This window comes from Halorientalis sp. IM1011, from assembly GCF_001989615.1.
Taxonomy (GTDB): domain Archaea; phylum Halobacteriota; class Halobacteria; order Halobacteriales; family Haloarculaceae; genus Halorientalis.
This window is the reverse complement of the sequence record NZ_CP019067.1, coordinates 2,459,773-2,481,432: the sequence shown is the minus strand read 5'-3', so window position 1 is coordinate 2,481,432 and position 21,660 is coordinate 2,459,773. Positions and strand designations below refer to the sequence as shown.

At 68.2% G+C, this 21,660-nt stretch carries 20 protein-coding genes; 10 read left to right on the top strand and 10 right to left on the bottom strand.

Annotation, left to right across the window (positions count from 1 at the left end; genetic code table 11):
* Positions 1-31 precede the first annotated feature (31 nt).
* Entirely contained in the window at positions 32-1,084 is a 1,053-nt protein-coding gene (locus tag BV210_RS12700) for a hypothetical protein (RefSeq protein WP_077207001.1), read from the top strand.
* Here the strand turns inward: BV210_RS12700 and thrS are convergent.
* Together thrS and BV210_RS12690 are read right to left on the bottom strand one after the other, a co-directional pair.
* Positions 1,081-3,003 carry a threonine--tRNA ligase gene (gene thrS / locus BV210_RS12695; RefSeq protein WP_077207000.1) on the bottom strand — a complete coding sequence of 641 codons (1,923 nt, stop codon included), beginning with the start codon at positions 3,001-3,003 and terminating at the stop codon, positions 1,081-1,083. The genes BV210_RS12700 and thrS overlap by 4 nt on opposite strands.
* Positions 3,004-3,083: 80 nt before the next feature.
* Positions 3,084-3,806: a P-loop NTPase gene (locus BV210_RS12690; RefSeq protein ID WP_077206999.1), complete on the bottom strand. Its 723-nt coding sequence runs from the start codon at positions 3,804-3,806 to the stop codon at positions 3,084-3,086.
* A gap of 164 nt (positions 3,807-3,970) precedes the next feature.
* On the opposite strand from BV210_RS12690, the gene BV210_RS12685 reads away from it, so the two are divergent.
* Entirely contained in the window at positions 3,971-5,488 is a 1,518-nt protein-coding gene (locus BV210_RS12685; RefSeq protein ID WP_077206998.1) for a hypothetical protein, read from the top strand.
* 12 nt (positions 5,489-5,500) lie between these two features.
* Here the strand turns inward: BV210_RS12685 and BV210_RS12680 are convergent, their stop codons facing one another.
* Positions 5,501-6,556 (bottom strand): dipeptide epimerase, encoded by a 1,056-nt coding sequence (locus BV210_RS12680; protein ID WP_077206997.1) that lies wholly within the window; start codon positions 6,554-6,556, stop codon positions 5,501-5,503.
* A gap of 8 nt (positions 6,557-6,564) precedes the next feature.
* Positions 6,565-7,578: a DUF1611 domain-containing protein gene (locus BV210_RS12675; protein WP_077206996.1), complete on the bottom strand. Its 1,014-nt coding sequence runs from the start codon at positions 7,576-7,578 to the stop codon at positions 6,565-6,567.
* Positions 7,579-7,649: 71 nt separating this feature from the next.
* On the opposite strand from BV210_RS12675, the gene BV210_RS12670 reads away from it, so the two are divergent.
* Complete coding sequence (locus tag BV210_RS12670; protein WP_077206995.1) at positions 7,650-8,969, top strand: hypothetical protein; 1,320 nt, start codon at positions 7,650-7,652, stop codon at positions 8,967-8,969.
* Positions 8,970-9,038: 69 nt separating this feature from the next.
* Positions 9,039-10,079 (top strand): hypothetical protein, encoded by a 1,041-nt coding sequence (locus BV210_RS12665; protein ID WP_077206994.1) that lies wholly within the window; start codon positions 9,039-9,041, stop codon positions 10,077-10,079.
* Here the strand turns inward: BV210_RS12665 and BV210_RS12660 are convergent.
* Entirely contained in the window at positions 10,072-10,959 is an 888-nt protein-coding gene (locus BV210_RS12660) for a Vms1/Ankzf1 family peptidyl-tRNA hydrolase (protein ID WP_077206993.1), read from the bottom strand. The genes BV210_RS12665 and BV210_RS12660 overlap by 8 nt on opposite strands.
* A gap of 25 nt (positions 10,960-10,984) precedes the next feature.
* Positions 10,985-11,371 (bottom strand): DUF5802 family protein, encoded by a 387-nt coding sequence (locus BV210_RS12655; RefSeq protein ID WP_077206992.1) that lies wholly within the window; start codon positions 11,369-11,371, stop codon positions 10,985-10,987.
* A gap of 290 nt (positions 11,372-11,661) precedes the next feature.
* On the opposite strand from BV210_RS12655, the gene BV210_RS12650 reads away from it, so the two are divergent.
* Positions 11,662-12,609, top strand: coding sequence for a hypothetical protein (locus BV210_RS12650; RefSeq protein ID WP_077206991.1), 948 nt, complete (start codon positions 11,662-11,664; stop codon positions 12,607-12,609).
* A 51-nt stretch (positions 12,610-12,660) separates the two neighbouring features.
* The gene (locus BV210_RS12645; RefSeq protein WP_077206990.1) at positions 12,661-13,314 is read left to right on the top strand and encodes a metalloregulator ArsR/SmtB family transcription factor; all 654 of its coding nucleotides are present in this window, start codon (positions 12,661-12,663) and stop codon (positions 13,312-13,314) included.
* Here BV210_RS12645 and BV210_RS12640 read toward each other — a convergent pair.
* Entirely contained in the window at positions 13,311-13,868 is a 558-nt protein-coding gene (locus BV210_RS12640; RefSeq protein WP_077206989.1) for a hypothetical protein, read from the bottom strand. The genes BV210_RS12645 and BV210_RS12640 overlap by 4 nt on opposite strands.
* Positions 13,869-13,959: 91 nt before the next feature.
* Between BV210_RS12640 and gatD the strand changes: the two genes are divergently transcribed.
* Genes gatD through BV210_RS12625 form a run of 3 tightly spaced genes read left to right on the top strand, consistent with a single transcriptional unit; the run spans position 13,960 to position 17,638 of the window.
* Complete coding sequence (gatD, locus tag BV210_RS12635; protein WP_077206988.1) at positions 13,960-15,207, top strand: Glu-tRNA(Gln) amidotransferase subunit GatD; 1,248 nt, start codon at positions 13,960-13,962, stop codon at positions 15,205-15,207.
* 1 nt (position 15,208) lies between these two features.
* On the top strand, positions 15,209-16,126 hold the full coding sequence (locus BV210_RS12630) for a GNAT family N-acetyltransferase (protein WP_077206987.1): 918 nt from the start codon (positions 15,209-15,211) through the stop codon (positions 16,124-16,126).
* Positions 16,127-16,174: 48 nt separating this feature from the next.
* A complete protein-coding gene (locus BV210_RS12625; protein WP_077206986.1) occupies positions 16,175-17,638 on the top strand; it encodes a BGTF surface domain-containing protein in 1,464 nt (487 codons plus the stop codon).
* On the opposite strand, the gene BV210_RS12620 is transcribed toward BV210_RS12625, so the two are convergent.
* From BV210_RS12620 to BV210_RS12610, 3 genes are all read right to left on the bottom strand, one after another.
* Positions 17,625-17,903 (bottom strand): ubiquitin-like small modifier protein 1, encoded by a 279-nt coding sequence (locus tag BV210_RS12620; RefSeq protein WP_077206985.1) that lies wholly within the window; start codon positions 17,901-17,903, stop codon positions 17,625-17,627. The genes BV210_RS12625 and BV210_RS12620 overlap by 14 nt on opposite strands.
* A gap of 74 nt (positions 17,904-17,977) precedes the next feature.
* Positions 17,978-19,159, bottom strand: coding sequence for a TrkA C-terminal domain-containing protein (locus BV210_RS12615; RefSeq protein ID WP_077206984.1), 1,182 nt, complete (start codon positions 19,157-19,159; stop codon positions 17,978-17,980).
* Positions 19,159-20,403: a potassium channel family protein gene (locus BV210_RS12610; RefSeq protein ID WP_077206983.1), complete on the bottom strand. Its 1,245-nt coding sequence runs from the start codon at positions 20,401-20,403 to the stop codon at positions 19,159-19,161. Before BV210_RS12610 ends, BV210_RS12615 begins: the two co-directional genes overlap by 1 nt.
* Positions 20,404-20,496: 93 nt before the next feature.
* Between BV210_RS12610 and BV210_RS12605 the strand changes: the two genes are divergently transcribed.
* Positions 20,497-21,660, top strand: coding sequence for an NAD-binding protein (locus BV210_RS12605; protein WP_077206982.1), 1,164 nt, complete (start codon positions 20,497-20,499; stop codon positions 21,658-21,660).

The following is a 21,660-nucleotide window of genomic DNA, read 5'->3' as shown; positions in this document are numbered from 1 at the left end:
CTACTTTCCGAGCGGCGAGTGACCCCCCAATATGGACGGAGACGGCGGGACGGAGTCCCGGGAGGCGACCGAGGACGAACAGACCAGCGACACCATGCGGGGCCGGGTCCCGGGTAACCGGGTGAAGCTGTGGGTGTTGATGGAGGCGCGACGCTGGCACGTCGCGGCCACGTTGCTCGGCTTCGTGTTCGTCTCGCTGGTCGGGATCGGCGCGCTCGACCCGTCACCGCTCCGTGAGACGATGGGAAGCAAGGACCCCATCGAGACGACGTTCCAGGCGTTCATCACCGCTATCATCACCGGCGTCACGCTGGTCGTCACGATCAACCAGCTCGTGCTCTCCCAGGAACTCGGGCCGCTGGGCGACCAGCACGAACGGATGGAGGGCGCCCTCGACGTGCGCCGGCACATCGAGTCCGAACTCGACATCGACGTCGCGCCGGCCAACCCCAGCGCGTTCCTGGGAGCCATCGTCGGTACGGTCAGGGATCGGAGCGAGACCCTCCTCTCGGTCGCCGAGAGCCCCGACGAGTCCGTCATGGACCAGATCGAGACGTTCGCCGACAGCGTGACCGACAACGCAAACGAGGTCCACGACTCCCTCGAGGAGGCCGAGTTCGGGACGTTCGACGTGCTCTCGGCCTCGCTGAACTTCAACTACTCGGGGAAGATCTACGAGGCCCGGCGGCTCCGCGCCCAGTGTCGGGACGTCATCTCCGAGGAGACCGAGGACGCCTTCGAGGACCTGCTGGACGCGCTCGAACTGTTCGGACCCGCCCGCGAACACGTGAAGACGCTGTACTTCCAGTGGGAACTGATCAATCTCTCGCGCGTCCTGCTGTACTCGGCGCTCCCGGCGCTCGTGGTGTCGATCTCGATGATCACCTACGTGGACACGGGTGCCGTCTGGGGGTCGTTCCTGGGCATCGACACGATGGTCTGGGTCATGAGCGGGGCGGTGACCGTCGCGCTCGTCCCGTTCGTCTTCCTGCTCGTGTATATCCTCCGCATCGCCACGGTGGCGAAACGGACGCTGGCCATCGGGCCGTTCGTCCTCCGGGGTGCGGAAGACTCGGAGAACTAGTCCAGAAAGTCCGGCTCGGTCCGCTGCTCGCCGACCTCGTCGTCGAGATGGTCACGGAAGGCCGTCGGGTCCACGTCGTTTTCCTCGCGTTCCTTCCGGTCGCGCACGGAGATGGTCCCTTCGCTCTCCTCGTCGTCGCCGAGGATGAGCATGTACGGCACCAGATCCTCGTGGGCCTGCCGGATCTTCTTCTTGACCGTCCAGGAGCGCTCTTCGATGGTCACGCGGTGATCGCCGAGTTCGCGCTTGATCTCCTCGGCGTAGGCGATGTGGTCGTCGCTGATCGGGAGGATCCGCACCTGTTCGGGGGCGAGCCAGGTCGGGAACTTCCCGTTGTAATGTTCGGTGAGGACCATGAAGAACCGCTCGTAGGAGCCGTAGAGCGCGCGGTGGATCATCACCGGGCGGTGTTCCTCGTTGTCCTCGCCGACGTAGGTCAGGTCGAACCGTTCGGGCATGTTGAAGTCCAGCTGGACCGTCGGCCCGTCCCAGTCTCGCCCCAGCGCGTCCTCGAAGGCGAAGTCGATCTTCGGCCCGTAGAAGGCCCCGTCGCCGTCCTCGACGACGTACTCCATGTCCGCGCTCTCGAGGACGGACTCGAGCTGTGACTCGGCGCGCTCCCAGATCTCGTCGCTACCCACCGATTTGTCGGGTCGGGTGGCGAACTGCACGGTGTACTCGAGATCGAACGTGTCGAGGATGTCGAGGATGATGTCCATGATCGCCTCGACCTCGGACTCGATCTGGTCCGGGCGGACGAACAGGTGGCCGTCGTCGATGGTGAACGCCCAGACCCGGGAGAGACCCGAGAGTTCCCCACGCTGTTCCTTGCGGTAGACCTTGCCGTCCTCGAAGTAGCGGACGGGCAGGTCCCGATAGGACCACTGCCCCTGATCGAAGATGGTCGCGTGACCGGGGCAGTTCATGGGCTTCAGTCCGTACTCCTCGTCGTTCACGTCGAGGAGGAACATGTCGTCGACGTAGTTCTCGTAGTGACCGGACTTCTTCCAGAGTTCGGTTCGGAAGACGTGGGGCGTCTCGACCTCCCGATAGTCGTTTTCCCTGTTGAGGCCGGCCACGTAGTCGGAGAGTTCGTTCAGGATCGTCTTCCCGTTCGGGTGATAGAGGGGCAGGCCCGGACCAGTTGTCTCGTCGATGGAGAACAGATCCATCTCCTGGCCGATCTTGCGGTGGTCCCGCTCCTGGGCCTTCCGGCGCTGTTCGAGGTACTCCTCGAGGCCGTCCTCGCTGGGGAAGGCAGTGCCGTAGACGCGTGTGAGCATCTCGTTTTCCTCCTCGCCACGCCAGTACGCGCCGGAGATCTCCAGCAGCGAGAACCCGCCGATCTCGCCGGTGGACTCGACGTGGGGGCCCTGACAGAGGTCGTAGAACTCGCCCTGCTGGTAGAACTGGACGGGATCCTCGCCGGCGGCCTCGTCATCGAGGATCTCCTGCTTGAAGCGGTTGTCCTCGTACCGGTCGAGGGCCTCCTCGCGAGGGACCATGTCCCGCTCGATATCGAGGTCTTCCTCGATGATCGCGTGGGCCTCGTCCTCGATGGCTTCGAGGTCGTCCTCGTCCAGCTCGACGCCGGCGATGTCGTAGTAGAAGCCGTCGTCGGTGTAGGGGCCGATGGTGAGTTTCGCCTCGGGGTAGAGTCGTTCCAGTGCCTGTGCGAACACGTGGGCGGCGGAGTGGCGGAGTACGTCGAGGTACTCGTCGGCGCTCTCCGTGACGATCTCGATGTCGACGTCCTCCCGAATGGGGGCGTGCTTGTCGACGAGTTCGCCGTCGACGACCCCGGCGACGGTGTCCCGACCCAATCCCGGTCCGATTTCGAACGCGACGTCCTCGACGGTCGACCCCTGCTCCATATCGAGGGTCGACCCGTCGGGGAGCGTGACCGTGACCTCGCTCATACCCGTGCCAAGTCGGCACCGCGGGATAAGTGTATTGAGAACCGGGCGACCAGTTCGGTTCGCGGACCCGCCCCAGCCGATCAGGACTCGACGGGCCGTTCGATCGTCGGGTCGTCGATCCGGTCGGCGAGTTTCGTCCCGAGGCGGCGATAGGCCTGTGCGGCGTAGCTGTCCGGCGACGTAATCACGAGCGGTTCGTCTGCGGTCGCCACGTCGTCCTGTGGCACCACGCCCAGGATCTCGTGGCCCAGTTCCTCGCCGACCTCGGACACGTCGACGTCGTCGCGCACCTTCGTCAGGACGGCACCGACGATCCGGCCCTCGACGCGTTCGGCCAGTTCGCCGACCTTCCGGGCGTCGGTCAGCGACACCTCGTCGGGCGTCGTTACGAGGACGATCCCGTCGGACATCCCAGCCGGCACCAGCGTCTCGTGGGAGAGCCCCGCGCCGGTATCGACGATGACCGCCTCGAACGAGCGCTTGAGGGCGCGCAGGACTGGCTGGAGGTTCGACGGATCGGCCTCCGCGAACGACTCCAGCGTCCCCCGCCCGGCCAGCACCGACACACCCTCGGGGCCCTCGGCGATGGCGTCCCCGATCTCCGCCTCGCCGGCGAGCACGTCGTGCAGCCGTGGTTCGTGGTCGATACCCAGCAGTTCGCTCAGATTCGTCATTCCCAGATCGGCGTCCACGACGACCGTCCGACGCCCCGCGTCCTGCAGTGCGATCGCCGTGTTTACAGCCGTGGTCGTCTTGCCCACACCACCCTTGCCGCCCGCGACCGTGTACACGTCCCCAGCCATGTGTCACTCACGAGCCCCCACGAACCCATATAAATATCGCGGGTTTTGGAGGGTGTTTTAAATAAACCGGGCGGAACGCGTTCGCTACGCCCGGTCGAGTCCAGCGGGGTGCCGAGCGGAGCGATCCGCAACACTCAATCCGTCGCCCTCGGGAACCTCTGGCAATGACCGATCCGGTCGCGCTGGTGGGGGAGTCACTCGCTCCGGCGACGCGGGAGGCCTTCGAGGACCGCGTCGACGAGCAGGCGGCGTTTCTCAGGGACGCACTGACAGGGGGCGAGCTCGACACCGACGGGTTCGCACTTGGGCTGGAACTGGAGGTGTACGCCGCCGACGACGACGGCCGGCTCACGACCATTCCCGAGGGTGTCTTCGAGCAGTGCAACAAGGAGCTGGGCCTCCACAACGCGGAGTTGAACACCGATCCGGACCCGTTCACGACCGACGGGATCGAGGCCCAGGCCCGCGCGCTCGAAACCCAGTGGGAACGGGCACGGGCCGCCGCCGACGAGCACGGCTGTGACCTCGTGCTCGACGCGATGTGGACGACGCCGCCGGCGGAGGGCAGCGTCGACTACCTCGGTGACACCGACGACCACGACGGGACCGAACTGCCGTCGAACATGCGGCCCGTGCCGCGCTACTGGGCGATCGACCGCCACTGCCTGGATCTGGCCGGCGGAGCCATCGAGTTCGACGTCCCCGGCGCGACCGTCGAGTTCCCGACGATCCTGTTCGAGTCGCTGGCCACGTCGATCCAGCCTCACGTCCAGATCCCCGACGCCTCGCAGTTCCCGCGGTACCACGACCTCGGGATCCGGACGCTCGGTCCAGTTCTGGCACTTTCGACCAACTCCCCGTTCCTCCCGGGCGATCTGTACGACGAGGACGTCGACCCCGAGCGTCTGCTGGACGAGACCCACCACGAACTGCGGATCGCGGCCTTCGAGCAGTCGGTCAACCACACCGACCCGCCGAAGTGTCGCGTGCCCGACGACCTCGAAAGTCCAGCGGACGCCGTCGATCACGTCGTCGAGGACCCGCTGCTCGCGCCCTTCCTCGCGGAGTGGGTCGAGGGAGCCGAGGAGGGGTTCACCGGCGAGATCTGGGAGTTCGACCACAAGCGCGGGACCTTCTGGCGGTGGCTTCGGGGCGTCATCGGCGGCGATCACGTCGACGGGATCGGTGGCCGACGCTCCATCCGCATCGAGTACCGCCCGATCCCGACCCAGCCATCGATCCGCGACATCGTCGGCTTCCAGTGTCTCGTGGGCGGCCTCCTGCGGGGACTGGTCACCGCGGACCACCCCCTCGGTGACCTCGACCACGATACGGCCGAACGGAGCTTCTACGAGGCCGTCGAGAACGGGCTGGACGCCGATCTGGCCTGGATCACCGAAGACGGCGAGCGCACGAACGATAGCGAGACGATCTTTTCGGAGGTCTTCGAGTACGCACGCCGCGGCCTCGAAGAACAGGGCGTCGACGACGCCACCGCCGACCGCTACCTCGACCCGCTCGAAGCCCGCTGGGAGACGCGAACGACGCCCAGCCAGTGGAAGATCGACCGCGCCCGCGCGGAACTGGACGCGGGCGCGAGCCTCGAAGACGCGCTCGCGACCGTGCAGTCGGAGTACGCCCGCCTGTCCAGGAAACACGAGACGTTCGCCGACTGGCTCTGAGCGGCAGTCTGATTACTTCTCCCGCGCGCCCGTCCCCGCTCGCTCCACGCCCGAGAGGTCGATTCGGCCGCCGGGCATTTCGATTCCTTCGAAGGTATCATCCGCGAGCAACAGCGAGCCATCGAGGTCGGCGTAGTCGACCAGTGGCGTGAGGTGGGCCGCGGCCGCGATGGAGGCGTTCGTCTCGGTCATACAGCCGAGCATCACGTCCAGTCCGCACGCGCGGGCGGCGTGACACATCTCGACCACGGGCCAGAGCCCGCCGCTTTTCGTGAGTTTCAGGACCGCGATGTCGGCGGCCGCTGCGACGCGGGGCACGTCTTCGGGGACCACACAGCTCTCGTCGGCGGCGACCGGGAGCGGCCCCTCCGCGCTGACGCGGGCCAGTCCGTCGAGGTCGTCGGCGGGAACGGGTTGCTCGACGAACTCGACGTCGTGGTCGGCGAGAAATCGGCTCGTCTCGACGGCTTCCTCGGCGTCCCACGCGCCGTTGGCGTCCACCCGGATCGTCGCGTCGGGGACACGGTCGCGCACGGCCCGGACGATCTCCCGGTCCCGGTCGGTCCCGAGTTTGAGTTTCAGGATCTCGTAGGTCTCGGCCGCGCTGGCCGCACGCTGGGCCATCCGGTCGGTGTCGTCGATCCCAACCGTGAACGAGGAGGTGACCGACCGACCGGGGTCGAGTCCGAAGAGGCGGTAGAGTGGCAGATCGACCCGCTTGGCTGCCAGGTCCGCGAGCGCGACGTCGACCGCCGCGCGGGCTCCGGGGAGCGAGGCGGGGCCGCCGGCGATGTCGGCTGCGACCTGGGCAAGTCGGGTCGCGATGCGCTGGCGATTCGACGGGTCGCAGTCCGCGACCGCCGAGAGCAGGTCGGGCAGCGCCTCGGTGATCTCCTCGCGGGACGGGCTGAAGTAGTCCGCGGGGGCTGCGCCGCCGACCCCCTGATTCCCCGCGTCGTCCTCGATCCGGACGACGAGGTTCGCCGAGACCGTCGTGGTACCCCGCGAGATGCCGAATGGTGTGTCGAGTTCGATGTCGTGCCACTCGAAGTCGGTGGTGAGGGTCATGGTAGTGGTCAGAGCAGGGCGTCCAGCAGTTCGTCCGCACCGAATCGGACGGGGTCGGTCGCTGGCGCGTCGATGGCCGTCGCGTACTCGATGACCGCCTGGTTGGCCTCGGCGTCGTCCAGCCCGCGGGTGTTCAGCGATCCCGCGGCCACGGTGGTCTCGGCGACGGGCGCAGCGAGGTCCTCGTAGAGGCCGGCGACTTCGGGGACCGGCGGTATCTCGAAGGACTCGTAGCCGTGGATCCGTTCGCGGCCGGCCTCGTGACAGAGGACGAGTCCGTCGGGCATCGCGCCGTGGAGGATCCCGCAGGTCACGGCGGAGTAGGCCGGGTGGGTGATCGAGCCCTGCCCTTCGACGACCAGCAGGTCGTGATCGTCGCCGCGCTCGCTGACCATCCGCTCGATCGCCCCGGCGACGAAGTCGCTCGCGACGCGGTCGACGACGATCCCCCAGTCCTCGATCAGGACGCCGGTCTGACCCGTCGGGATCAGGGCGGCGTCGATCCCGCGCTGGCGAGCGGCTTCGACGAGTTCGACGCTCGTCGTCATCTTCCCCGTCGAGCAGTCCGTGCCAACGGTCGCGACCACGTCGGCGTCGACTTCGCGGGCCCGTCCCTCGGCGACCGTGAGGTCTTCGGGTGGCCGGCGCAGGTCACGGAGGTCGACGCCGTGGTCGTCCGCGAGGGCAGCGAACTCCTCGTCGGCGGCGAGGTAGTAGTGCAGGCCAGAGAGCACGTCACAGCCGCGTTCGATGGCGCCGCGCACGTCCGGCCGCCAGGACTCGTCGAAGCCACCGCCGATGGGGGCGATCCCGATCACCAGCGCGTCGACGGGGTCGGGAACGTCGTCGATCCCTGCGACGATCGGGGCGTCCTGTACGGCCGGGAGGTGATCGGCGACGCGCTCGCCCGCGCGGTCGCGGTCGAGGACGGCTGTGACGTCGTAGTCGGCGTACCGGAGGACGCCGACGGCGGTCTTGGCGCGGTCGGGGAACCGCTCGTGAGCGAGAACGGCGACGTTCATATCGGGTCCGTGGACCGGCGAGGGGATAACGACCCTGTATCTTTTTGTATCGATATGTCATCACAGTTGGTATGCGCCGAGTCGCAATCGCTCTCTTGGTGGGGGGAACGCTCGCGCTGGCCGTGTTGGCGACGCCAGCGGCGGGAGCACAGACAGAAACGAACACGAACCAGACCGTCGTCGGGGCCGAAATCGACGGCTGGAGTGCGACGGGAATCGACTTCGAGGGGGATCGGGCCAACGAGACGATCCGACAGGAGGTGGCTGCGAACCTCAGTCTCGAACCGGACCAGGTCCGGTTGTTACCCGAGAACAGCACGATCGAGGTGTACGGTGACGACCTCTCGGCGGCCGGCGTCGCGGACGGTCTCGCCGCCGCCGGGTTCTCGCCGAACGTGGTGCGGAAAGGTGTGACCGACCGGACCCGCAACGCCGTCGTCGACGTTCTGCGGGCCAGACTCGCCGCGACGGGAGTCGGCGGCGAGGTCGAGACGATCAACGCCGATGGCACGCAGTACGTCACCGTCGTGGGCGCGGACCGCGCGGCAGTGACCCAGCAGATCCGGAACCGCGGGCGCGTCGAAGTGTTCGCCCACTACCCGGTCACGGAGGGAAGTGAAACCACCTACCGCCAGACGAAGATCCTCGAAAACGAGGACTTCATCCGGGTCGGGGAAGCGGCAGCAAGTCGCCCCTTCACGGACCGGCCGACCGTCGAGGTGTTCCTCGAGGTCGAGTCGGCCCGTGAGGCCGCCGGTATCGTGAAGGAAGCCGGCTTCACAGACGAAGGCGTCACGGGCTGTCCGGACGACGCAGCCCAGAATCCCGACGCGGCCGAAGGGCACTGTATTTTCACCTACTTCAACGGCGACATCGTCTCCTCGCGATCGCTGGGCGGGGGCCTGGCCTGGGCGATCAACTTCCAGGAGTACGAGGAGGACCCCTCCGTCTTCCTCATCACCGAGACCGTGAGCGAAGCCGAGCAGCTATCGATGACGCTCCGGACCGGCGCGTACCCCGTGCCGCTGTCGATGACCGACCTCCCCGAATCTGTCCGGACGACCGCGCTAGAGCGCGCCGCCAATTCGTCGGGCGACGAACTCCCCGAGAATCCGAACCAGATTCCGGTCGCCACGCCCGACGACTCGACGCCGGACGACACACCCGAATCGACGACGCCGACGACCGACGAACCGACCGACAGCACGACGGAGGCGACGGCCGACACGCCGACCGACGAACCGGCCGACAACACGACCGCTGCTACGACCACCGATTCCGACGGTGTCGTGGCGGTCACCGACGCGACTGGACCGGGCTTTTCCCCGATTTCGGCCCTGCTCGCGCTCGTCCTCGGTACCACCGTACTGCTGGCCGCCCGGCGCAGTTAACGCCGGACCGGTCGAACGGTACCCGGCGACACCGTAGTTTTTTGTGTTAGTACAGGATCAGGTTCGAGTATGCGCCGCCCGACAGCAGCCCTCCTGGTGGCGAGTGCGTTCACGCTCGCACTCCTCGCCGCCCCAGCGGCCGGAGCACAGACGGAAGCGAACGGCAACGAGACGGTCGTCGGTGCCGAAATCGGTACCAACGTTTCCGACGGGACGGCCGAAACCGTGGTCGCCGTCCTCGAAGCGCGACTGGACGAGGCAGCGATCGACGGTCACGTCGAGACGGTGACGGCGAACGAGACGTGGTACGTCGCCGTCGTCACGGATGCGGACCGAGACACGGTCGTTCCGCTTCTCCGTGACCGCGGCCGGATCGAGATCGTCGCCCGCTACCCCGTTCAGGGGAACGGATCGACAGTCTACCGCGAGGAGACGCTCCTGACGAACGACGACTTCACGAACGTCGGGCCGGCGCGCGCGGGGAGCGGGGGTGTCCGACAGCCCCAGGTTCCCGCTACGATCGAGGAAGGCGCGGCCCGGAACTACTCCCAGCGACTCCAGGAGACCGGGTTCACCGAGGACGGGATCGGAAGCTGTCCGCCCGACGCCGACCGGGATCCCCACAATGCGAGCGGGTACTGCCTGTTCACCGTCGACGACGGGGAGGTCCGGTACGCGGCGTCGATGGGATCGGACCTCGCCCAGACGATGAACGAAGGGGAGTTCGCCGCCGATCCCTCGTTCGTCATGACGGCCGAGAACATGAGCGTCGCCGAACGCCTGTCCAGGGTCCTCCGGACGGGTGCGCTCCCCGTCGCGCTGACGGTCACCGACCTCCCCGAATCGGTCGAGCAGACAGCGCTGTCGGCCGCTGAGAACGCCACCGCCGCCCCGAACGGGACGAACGACGGATCGACGGACGAGAGGGGCGACGATACGCCCGATGAATCGACGCGAGCGGCCGGAACGACGGCGGAGTCGACGACGACCGGACCGACGACTGCGGCGACCACGGAGAGCAACGCGCTCGGTCCCGGGTTCACGCCGGTCGTCGCGCTCGTCGCCATCGTCCTCGCGAGCGCCACACTGGTCGGGGCGCGGCTCAGATAGTCCGCAGTCGGACCGTCCAGAAGTCCCGGAAGGCGTCCTCGAGTGCCGGTTCGGGGTTACCGGTGGCGTCGACGGTCGCGGTCACGTCCGCAACCTCGGAGAACCCCGACAAAACTGTGCGTTCGCCGACGACGTACAGCGGGTCGGTCGTCCGCTCGTCGAGCGCCTCCAGACAGCGGTCGACGTGAGAGTCGATCTGTTCGTCGCGCAGGCGCTCGAACCGGGCTTGCGAGAATCCGCCCTTGGAGTGTTGGCTCTTCAGTTCGGAGTCGAACCCGTGGAAGGCGGTCCGCTCGCGGCCGTCGTACTCGCCCATGGCGAACAGATCCGACCGGACCAGCGCGAGGGTGAACCCCCCGGTGGGCTCGAACCACGACCGGTCGATCCGGAAGCCCTCGCCCCACTCGGCGAACGGGTCCGGGGGTGCGGGCACGGAGAGGGCAGCACTCACGAGTCCCGCGTCGTCGGTCACAGCGAGGCAGGGTGCGGCCTCGGCGACCAGCGTGGCCCGCTCGCCGAAGGCGTCCCGCACCGCGCCGGGCGTCTCGTCGTCGACGTAGGACGTGAGCGCGCCCTCGGGACCGGTCTCGACGGATTCGAGACGGTCCAGGACGGCGTCCAGTCGCTCGCCCCGGAGCCGTTCGCGGCGGCGGTAGTCCAGCGACCCCTCCTCGCCTTCGAGGCGCTCGACTGTCCCCTCGAGATCGGCGATCCGGTCTTCGAGGCGGTTGGCCCGCTCTTCGGCCTCCTGCCGGTCGCTGGCGGCGTCCGCGCGGCGTTCCTGTTCGGCTTCGAGCTGTCGTTCGAGGTGGCGCTTCTCCTCTTCGAGTTCCTCGATTCGGTCTTTGAGGTCGGCCCGCCCCAGCAGCTCGTCGAGCATCACCGGACAGGGCAGTGGAGGGGGCTTAAATTGCGGGGCCGCCCGGGACGTCGTCGCGGTCGTCGACGGCGACTGTCCCGGCAGCCATCGCCAGGAGTTGCTCGGCCCGGTCGGCCTTGGCCAGCAGGACCTCCCGCAGCGTCGGAGGATTGCTGACGCGCGTGTCGTCGAGCACCGACTGAGGCACGGCGAGTGTATCCTGTGGGACGCCCTCCGCGCCCGTCACGGGGAAGTGTCGCTCGTCCACTTTCATCACCAGCGGTCGGTCGAGCCGCTCGACGCCCTCGCCGTCGGCGTAGAGCTGCTCGTTGACCTGCTCGTGTTGTTCACGACTGATGGCTGCGGTCTCACCCTCGCCCGGCGTCACGTAGAGCCGGCCGAGGTAGTACCCGCTCGAAAACCGTTCGAACATGCTATACGGTGCCACATATCACACCAGCGTAGAAAAACCTTGCCCGGCACCCTTATATCGTCGCGCTTTCATCGAGTTCCGGTCGTCGCGGGAAGTACCTGTGGCGACGGTCGGGGCGGGTCCGACGGCGCCGTCAGCCCCGATCGATAGCGGATGACTGTGATTCCGAATCGTCGACGGAGCGTGGCGCGTGAACGCTATTGGACTATCTGGATCGGTGAGCGGTGGCGGGTGAACAGTGAGAACGGATCTGCGCTTTTTTGTGCGATAGCGGCGTACGTTCACACAGAATGAAAACTCGTGGGACGCTGCTGGCCGTGGTCCTCGTCGCGGCCGCCGTCGGACTCGTCGCGGTGCCAGTGCTGGGAGCCGTCGACGGCACCACCCCGGCGAGCGACGGAATGTCGGCGGTTCAGGCGAACGACAGCAACGAGACGGCGACCAGTGAGGTGAGCCTCGGAGCGCAAATCTCCTCGTTCATGCAGTCGAATAGCGCGGAAACCGAGAGCTCCGTCGAGGCGGGGATGTGGGCCGCCGAGTACAACCGGTCGGCCGGCGACGAGCGACCGGCCGTCGTCGAGTCCCGGATCGACCGGCTGGAGCGCCGGAGCGAACGGTTGCGCGAGCGGATGAGTCGCCTCCAGTCGAAGTACGAGAACGATACGATCCCGGCGGTGGCCTACAGAGCACAGGCGAGTCGACTTACCGCGGAACTGAACGGGCTCGACGAGGCGATCAACGAGACCAGCGACCGTGCCCGCGCCGTGGGCGTGAACACCTCCCGACTCGACTCACTCCGGGACCGGACGCAGAACATGAGCGGACAGGAAGTCGCCGCGGTCGCGCGGGAACTCGGGGTCGGACCGCCGGACCACGCCGGCCCACCCGGGGAACGGGGACCAGGTAACGCCGGCCCCCCGGGTGACGTAGGTCCGTCGACGAACGTAACGAATGACGACCGACGGGGCCCGCCGGGCGACAGGAGGCCGGGGGGACCCGGTCAGGGTGAGACAGGTCCGTCGGAGAACGTGACGAACGACCAGCGGCAGGGCCCGCTACCCGACGCGGACGACCCGCCCGGTCCCCGCGGTCCAGCCGCCCCCAACAACCCGTCCGACCCCAGCGATCCAGCGGACACCGATAACAGCACTGACGCGGACGACTCGGACGACGGCCTGAGCGGCGGACCATCAGGCTCCAGCGGTGGCGGATCGGGTGACGGACCGCCCGGCCGCTGAACCGACCGTGGCCAGTTAGCCTTATCACTGGTCATCGCTTACGTCCGGTAAATGGATTCGGCCGAGCTACTCGATCTCCTGGGAAACGAGAACCGCAGACGGATCCTGCGACTGCTCGCCCGAAAGCCCTGTTACGTGACCGAGATCAGCGAGTACCTCGGCGTGAGTCCGAAAGCCGTCATCGACCACCTCCGAAAGCTCGAGGAGGCGAACCTCGTCGAGAGCCGTACCGACGACCAGCGCCGGAAGTACTACTTCATCTCCCAGAACCTCCGGCTGGAGGTCAGCGTCTCGCCGTACGGCTTCGGCGCGAAAAGCGCCTATCCGGCGAGCCAGAGCCTGGACGTGACCGCCAGCTGTCGCCACCTGAAGATCGACGTGAGCACGCGCGACCCCGCCGACCTGAGCGACATCGCGTCGGAGCTCACGCGGCTCGATCAACTCGAAAACGAGCTGTCGATGGCCCAGCGGTGGGTCCAGGGTCGGCTCGCGGCCGTCATGGAGCAACTGGGCGAGCGACTGGACGTGGAGGACACGCGACTCTACGCCGACGTATTGAGTGCGCTGGCGGAGGGGGCGGCCACCACCGACGAGATCGCCGCGGCCGTCGACGCGCCCCAGCCGGTCGTCCGGGAGGCGCTGAACGAACTCGAAGCGAGCGGTATCCTGGCTCGCGACGGCGAGGAGTGGCAGCTCACCGATTAGATTTCGCGGGTCAAGCCGGCGCGGAGATCCCGGCCGAAGTAATGCCCCAGAAGCGCCGCGATCACACCGAACCCGACTCCGACGGCGACGAGCGGGACGCCGGGTCCGACCGCCGTCAGGACCAGATTTCCGAGCAGCCAGCTGATCCCGGACGCGAGCGCGCCGGCCGCCCCGGTCTCGACGTACCGTCGCCGGTCGTCGAGGAGACCGGCACCGAACGCCACCGCCGCGATGCCGAGCAACCCGGCGATCGAACCGAAGGGGAGGACCAGACCCGCCCCCAGCATGCCGGCGACACTGGTGACGACCAGAAGCAGAAACGCCCGGATCGAGAACAGTCCCTCGACGGGCGCGGTCAGGCGCGTCGCGGCGGCACCGAACGGCGCACGAACGGCGGCGCGGAGCCGGTCCGTGATTCCCCGTCCGCCTGTCTCGGACGGCGCGGACGACTCGGAACCCGTCTCGACCGCTGAGTCGTCGAGGAGCGTCTCGTCTGCCAGCGACTCCTCGACGTCGTCGGCCGTGCGGGTCCGCTGATCGGAACGTTCGGCCATACGAAACGATCCGGGCGTGGCGACGTGAGTCTTTTCCCGCGCGGACGGTCGGAAGGATGGTTTCAAGTCCGGGCACGCGGTACGCCCGAGTATGAACCCAGGGGACAGGGTCCGCGTCGAGCGCGCGGACCAGACGTACGAGGGCGTATTGTTGCCCTCGACGACGGAGGAGAACCTCGTCGTCAAACTCGAGAGCGGGTACAACGTGGGCATCGACCGCGGCGACGCGTCGGTCGACGTGCTCGAAGCCGACACCTACGACGTCGAGAGCGCACAGGACGCCGCGGGGGAGTCGGCCATCGAGTTCGACGACGACCTGCCGACCATCTCGTTGATTTCGACCGGCGGCACCATCGCCTCGACGGTCGACTACCGGACGGGCGCGGTGACCGCCCAGTTCGACGCCGAGGACGTGTTGCGGGCCGTGCCGGACCTGGCCGGCCGCGCCAACTACCGGGGCCGGGTCGTCGCGAACATCCTCAGCGAGAACATGACGCCCGACGTGTGGCAGGATCTGGCCCACGCCGTGAGAGAGGAGATCGAGGCCGGCGCGGACGGCGTCGTCGTCATGCACGGCACCGACACGATGCAGTTCACCGCCGCCGCGCTCGCGTTCATGCTCGACACGCCCGTCCCCATCGTCTTTACGGGTAGCCAGCGTTCGGCGGATCGGCCCTCCTCGGACAACGTGATGAACGCCGTCTGTGCAGTCGAGGCGGCCAAATCCGACTGTTCGGAGGTGCTCGTCTGTATGCACGCCGACGAGGCCGACGAGCGGTGCGCGCTCCATCGGGGCACCCGCGTCCGGAAGAACCACACCTCCCGCCGGGACGCCTTCGAGACCGTCGGCGCGAAGCCGCTGGGCGAGGTCGATTATGACAGCGAAGAAGTCCAGTTCCGCCGGGAGTACGCCGAGCGCGGCGAGACCGACCTCGCACTCCGCGAGGACCTCGAAACCGACGTGAGCCTCGTGAAGTTCACGCCCGGCACCGATCCCGCGATGCTCGACGCCGCGGCCGACCGTTCGGAGGGCGTCGTCATCGAGGGCACGGGACTGGGCCACGTCAACACCGACTGGATCGAGACCGTCGAGGATCTGACCGACGCTGGCACGACGGTCGTGATGACCAGCCAGTGTCTGGAAGGGCGGGTCTGTGACCGGGTGTACGACACCGGCCGGGACCTGCTGGACGCCGGCGTGATCGAGGGCGAGGACCTCCTGCCCGGCACCGCGAAGGTGAAACTGATGTGGGTGCTGGCGAACGCCGACGACCCGACGCGGGCCATGCGCGAGCCGCTGGCCGGCGAGATCCAGAGCCAGTCACGGCCCTGGACCTGAGATGCCCGACCTCCGCGTCCGGCAGGCCCGCGCCGACGATCACGACGCGGTCGTCGACTTTACCGACGACCCCTGGCCGGACCGCGAGGTGAGCGACTACATTCCGCGCGTGTTCCCCGAGTGGGTCGCGAGCGACGGCCCCGAGCAACGGACGTTCGTGGCGACGGTCGACGGCGATCCCATGGGTGTCTGCCAGGGCGTCTGCCTCTCGGACCACGAGGCCTGGGCGCAGGGGATGCGTGTCGCACCCGACGCACGCGGGCTGGGGCTCGCGCACCGACTGACCGAGGCCGTCTTCGACTGGGCGGCCGAGCGCGGTGCGACCGTCTGTCGCAACCTCGTCTTTTCGTGGAACGTCCAGGGACTCGGGACCTCCCGCGGTATCGGCTTCGAGCCCGTCACCGAGTTCCGGTGGGTCCACCCCGAACCCGATGCCGACGCCGAAGTTGCGAGTGATACGACCCATACCGTCACCGGCCACGCGGACGCGGCCTGGAGTTACTGGCAGCGCAGCGACGCATGCCGGACGCTCCGCGGGCTGGCACTGGCACCCGACGAATCGTGGGCCGTCCGGGAACTGACGCGTGCGGACCTCCGGCGGTTCGCGGACGAAGGAGCGGTATTCGCGGTGCAGAGCGGGAGCGACGGGACAGTAGGAACGGCCTACCGCGCCCGCGACTACGAACCCGGAGACGGCGACGAGCGGGTCGCGGAGTACGGCGTCGCCGCGTGGACTGACGTGCCGGCCGCTCGCGTGCTGTTCGCAGCGATCGCCCGGGACGCCGCCGCGGTCGGCGCGGACAGGACTCGGGTGCTGCTCCCCGAAACGCCGCGGGCGGTCAGCGACGCCGCCTACGCCGGGGTCGAACTCGGCGAGGAACCCGATTTCGTACTGGAAGCCGATCTGACGGACCGATAGCTGTCAGCGTGACACAAACTATTCAAGTGCGCTGGCGGATCCGGTAGTATGAACGACACGTCTCCTCTGGGTGTGGCGCTCGGCGGGATCGTCCTGCTGGCGGTGCTGTCGCTCGTCGCGGTCGGTGGCGCTGCGGGCGCGACGGCCGGCACGACCTGTCCCGCTGGCCCGCCGCACGACGACGCCACCGGGAACGGGTCGGTCGCCGTGGACATGTTCGCGGCAGAGAGCGACACGTTCGGCGAGTTGGCCACCCTCGGCGGGATCCGGGCGGCGATGGACGACGATCGGGTCGTCAGACCCCGAAGCGACGGTGGGGACCATCCGATGGTCGCGAACGACCGCGTCCGCATCTTTCGGTTGCGGTTCGCTGGCGAGGCGACCCGGGTCCTCCACGGCATCGAGGGACCCAGCGAGCGGGCGATCGACCGGCACGTCGACCGCCGGCTCACCTCGGCGGAGAACGTCAGCTTCGACGTCAGAACCGGGACCTGCAGTCCCGAGGTCGATCTGTCCGCATCGTACGACGCGGGTGCGGTCGAGTACGTGGTCGACGCCCGAAACCGCTCGATCTACGTCGTCCTCGACGCAAAGCGGGCGGTCTTCGAGTACGCCGGCTTCAGGTACAGAGGGGGTGTCGTCGAACTCCGGGTCGGCGACGGTGAGGACAGGATCGAAGACTCGACCTACTACACGATCGGTGACGAGATGGCCAGTATCGACGGCGAGGAGCCGTTCCACCTGAACGGAACGGACAACGCCACCGTCTCGGGTCGGACGAGTGGCTTCCCCGGAACGAACGTCACCGTCGAACTGAACGTGAGCGGTGAGCCGACGCCCAGACGGCGGACTGTCACTGTCGGCCCCGACTGGCGGTTCGCGGCGACCTTCGACCTCTCGTCGGTTCCGGCGAACACGCGGGTCGTCGCCGACCTGCCCGGGTACGAGTACTCGGAGGCGGTCGGCGTCGTCGAACCGTCACCGGCGTTCGTCGGGGAAGTCTGGGGACACCTCGACGATTCGGCGGTGGTCGTCAAGGCGCTGGACCTCTCGCGGAGCGGGCATCTCGTGGTCCGTGAGTACAACGCGTCCGACCCGCTGGGCGGGCGGGTGCTGGGACACACGCGGGTCGATTCGGACGACGACCACGCGTCGATACCCGTGTCCGAGCTGGATTTCAGGACCCGGCGGCTCGTCGTCGTGCCCGTCCGTGATTACGGGAACGAGACCTACGACCCGGAGACGGACCGGCCCTTCCGCGTCGACGGCGTGCCTGTGAGGCGGGTGGCGCGGGTCGAGAACCCGCACGTCGGCCAGCGCCGCGTGACGCCGACTCCGACGACCACGACCGAGTCGAGTTCAACAGAGCGTTCGACGTCCGAGCCACCGCAGTCCCGAACGGACCGGACAGCCCGGGCCACCACTACGGGAACCGGTCCGGGCTTCGGCACGGGACTGGCCGTTCTGGCCGTCGTCGCTGTCGCCTTCGCGGTCCGCCTCACCCGCCGCTGACCGGCGGGAACAGCGCGAGTTCGTCGCCCGCCTCTAATTCGGTGTCCCGGCCCTCGGCGGAGACGAAGGGGTTGTCCCCGTTGTGGAGGACGCGGATGTGGTCGCGCAACTCGCCGTCGTCGTTCAGCACTTCTTCGGCGAGTTCGGGATGGGCCTCTAACAGTGCGTCCAGTGCCTCGCCGAAGGTCGCGCCCGGCTGGACGTCGACCTCGACTTCCGACTGGCCGACGACCTCTTTGAGATTGGCGAACAACTTCCACTCCATACCCGGAGGACCGGACGCGGCGGCAAAAGCCGTTCTGCTTCAGTCGTCTTCCACACACCCGTTCGTGTCCCCTGTCAGTCGTCGGCGGCGTCGACCGCGCCAGCCGTCGAGGTGGTCGCGTCGACGCCCGACGCGGCGGCTTCGAGTCTGCGGAGGCGTTCGGGTTTGGCGACGGCGTAGACCGCATCGTCGGCCCCGAGAACGTGGCTGCGGTCGGGGAGCGCCTCGACACCGCCGGAGTCGAGGCGGACGGCGATCACGGTCACGTCGAGGGAGCCGACGGGCTGGCCCGCCAGCGGGCTGTCGGCCTCGATTCCGACGACGCTCATGGTCTCGTCGGCGGCCCGGAGGAGCGAGGCGAACTCCCTGTCGGTCCGAGACTCGACGGGGAGGGTGAGCAGCCGGTACTCGGTGTCGGTGTCGAGCCGTGGCGTGTCGGCTGCGTCGACGGCCAGCGTCACGATATCGTCGGCTACGCCCCGGATCTCGGCGGTCGTCACCCGCTCGAAGGGGTCGGGTCGCCACACCTGCACCACGTCGCCGGAACTGGCTGCGAGGGCGGGATCCGCCCGGACGGCGACGGCGGCCGTCTCGGGGGGGAGCGTCGGGCCGATGCCCGCGACCCGCGCACCCACGGCGAGGTACTCGACGGTCCCGTCGGCGGCGAGGTCGACGTCGACGTGCCCGACGCCGAAATCACCCTTGATCCGCGTGCGCAGGCGGTCTTCCAGTTCCGCGACGGTCAGCCGTTTGGGAAAGAGGAAGGTCCGGCCGGCCAGTTGGTCTTTGGTCTCGTCGGCGACGGGATCGTAGCCGACGATGTCGTCGATCTCCTCGGGGAGGTCGACCGCGATCACGCGGCCGACGGCCTCGACGACGCGGCTGACCTCGCCCTCGACGCTCCTGGCCCCGGTGGCGGCGAAGAGGTCGTTGCCGAAGCGGTCGCCCACGTCGACGGCCCCGGCCGCGGTGAGTCCCGCGACGAGAAAGGCGGCGACGTTGAACAGGGCGGTTTCGGGCGAGAGCGCGTCGTTCGTTCCCGCGATGACCTGTCCGAGCGCCGTCGTCGCGTTCAGGGAGACCGAGACGCCGCTGAGGCCGACCAGCACCGGGAGGCCGCGCTGGATGCGCTCGTTGGCGTACCACCGGTACAGCAGGGCGACGGTGCCAGAGAGCGCGCCGGCCAGCACTGCCAGTCCGACGAGGCTGGCGATCGCGACGACCGGTCCGTCGAACAGCGCGACGGCCTGGGCCATCAAGCGACCACCCCCGCGAACGCGTCGAGTTCGTCGGGCGACCCGACCGCGAACACCTCGTCGCCGCCCGCGAGCGCGGTGGTCCCCTGTGGAGCCAGTTGCCAGCCCGTCGGTTTCCTGACCCCGAGGATCGCCACGCCGTAGGTCTCCCGGGCGTTGACAGTTCCGAGGTCCACGCCGTCGAGGTCGCTGTCGGCGGCGACGGTGAACCGGCGGAACCGCTTGCCGCTGCGCCGGAGCAGTGAGATGAGTTCGTACTCGAGTCGGGTCCCCCGGGCTTCGACGACGACCCGCGCCCGGTCGGCCCGGAGCAGCGGCTCCGCGTCCGTTCGGGTAACCGCGGCCGTGAGCCGCCCTTCGCCACCCGTCGTCGTCGGTGCCCGGACGGCCCGCGGTGTCGACCCCTCGTCGGCCTCGGCGTCACCGTCGGGATCCGGGTCGGGCGTCGTCGGCACGGTCAGTCGCCTGTCGGACGCTGGATCCGCCGTCTTCGCACTCACGACCGTCCCGCGAACCTGCGCGTCGGTCGTGATGAGGGTCACTTCGTCACCCCGGGCAAGCCCGGTCGGAATCAGCGCGTCCACGGAGACGGCGCGTTTGCCCGCGGGGACGCGCTTCGAGAGGCCCGAGAACGGCGGTGCGGCGGCGACCGACGCGCGGCCGCGTTCGTCGATGGTCACCGCCACGTCCCCCAGATCGAACTCCGTCCGGAGGCGTTCGGCGACGCGTTCTTCGAGTTCGGAGACGCGCAGATCAGCGGGAAAGGTGTACTCCGCCTCGCGGATCTCGGCCCGGAGGTCGTCGGACAGCGGCGGGTACCCCTCCATGTCCGAGACGTCGCCGACGACCCGGATCCGGACCTGGCCGCCGCCGACGCGGTCGGCGAGGTCCCGCGAGAGCGTGCGCTCGCGGAGTTTCGACAGGGAGAGCCGCCGGGGTGCGTCCGCACCGAGCTGGTCGCCTTTCGCGTGGGCGTACAACGAGAGGGCGGTCACGACGAGGATCGCGGTCACGAGCGTCGGGGCGTTGGTCGCCTCGGTGACCGTCGGATCGGCCAGCGCGAGCAGTCCGCCGCTGACGCCGGCCAGCGCGACCGCCAGCACGACGACACCGAACCCGGGGATCGAGACGCCGGTGAAGTACTTGAAGCCGAAGCCGAGTGTCCACGCGACCAGCGCGGGGATGATACCGGTGAGAAAGCCGAGATAGATACCGAGCAGCACCTCGACCGGAAGCGAAGCCATGGGGTCGCTGGGACCGCCTCGTACTAACCAGTACCGCCGGGGACGACTGCCCGGTTCGGCGGTTTTATCCGGTCTCCCGCCCGACGGGGGAGCATGGCGTCGAGGCGCGTGTTGCTCGGGACGCGTGTGACGGTGTTGCTGGTGACGGTCGTCGCGCTCCTGTCCGTAGCGACGGGTATCCTGTACATCGGCGTGTCAGATCCCGTCTCGGGGCCGCTCGACGCGTACGTTCCACCGGGCGTCGATCAGGCCGTGGGCTTTACCGGCGCACTCACCGGCTTTCTGATGCTGGCCAACGTCTTCGGGCTCCGGCGTGGACTCCGAGTCGCCTGGTACACCACCGTCTTCCTGCTCCCGGTGACTGCGATTCAGGGACTGGCACAGTCGAGCCCGTACTCCTATCCGTTGATCGTTCTCTCCGTGCTCTCGCTACCGTTCGTCTTGCTCAACTACCACCGGTTCGACCGGACGATCGACCTCTCGACGACGCAACTCGCGGCGACGGCCGCACTCGTTGGCACGATGGTTTACGGAACTGCAGGCACCTACCGACTCCGCGGGGACTTCGCGAACGTCGACACCATCCTCGACGCGGTCTACTACACCATCGTCACCGCCAGCACGGTCGGCTACGGCGATGCGATCCCCGAGACACAGAAGGCCCGCCTCTTCTCCATCTCCGTGTTGATCCTCGGCGTGGCGAGTTTCACGCTCGCGCTGGGGTCGCTGCTCGGCCCGGCCATCGAAGCGCGGTTCGCCCACGCACTCGGTACCATGACGGAACGACAGCTCGAACTGCTCGAGGACCACGTGATCGTCCTCGGCTACGGCGACCTGACGGAACCGATCATCGAAGAACTCTCCGGCTCGACGCCGTTCGTCGTCATCACGCCGGATCAGGACGCGGCCGCACAGCTCAACGCCCGCGACATCGCAGTGCTGTCGGCCGATCCCAGCGACGAGGAACCGCTCCACCGCGCGAGCATCGAGGACGCCCGGGCGGTCGTCGCCGCGACGAACAACGACGCCAACGACGCGCTATCGATTCTCACCGCGAAGTCGCTCAACGCCGACGTGCGGGTGGTCGCGGGAGCGACCGACCGCGAGAACATCGAGAAGCTCAGGCGTGCGGGCGCGGACACGGTCATCAGCCCCATGGTCATCGGCGGCCACCTGCTCGTCGAGTCGGCGCTCGGCGACGACGACGTGGAGTCGCTGGCCGGCCAGTTGAGCGGCGACGTGGACGCTGACGACTGA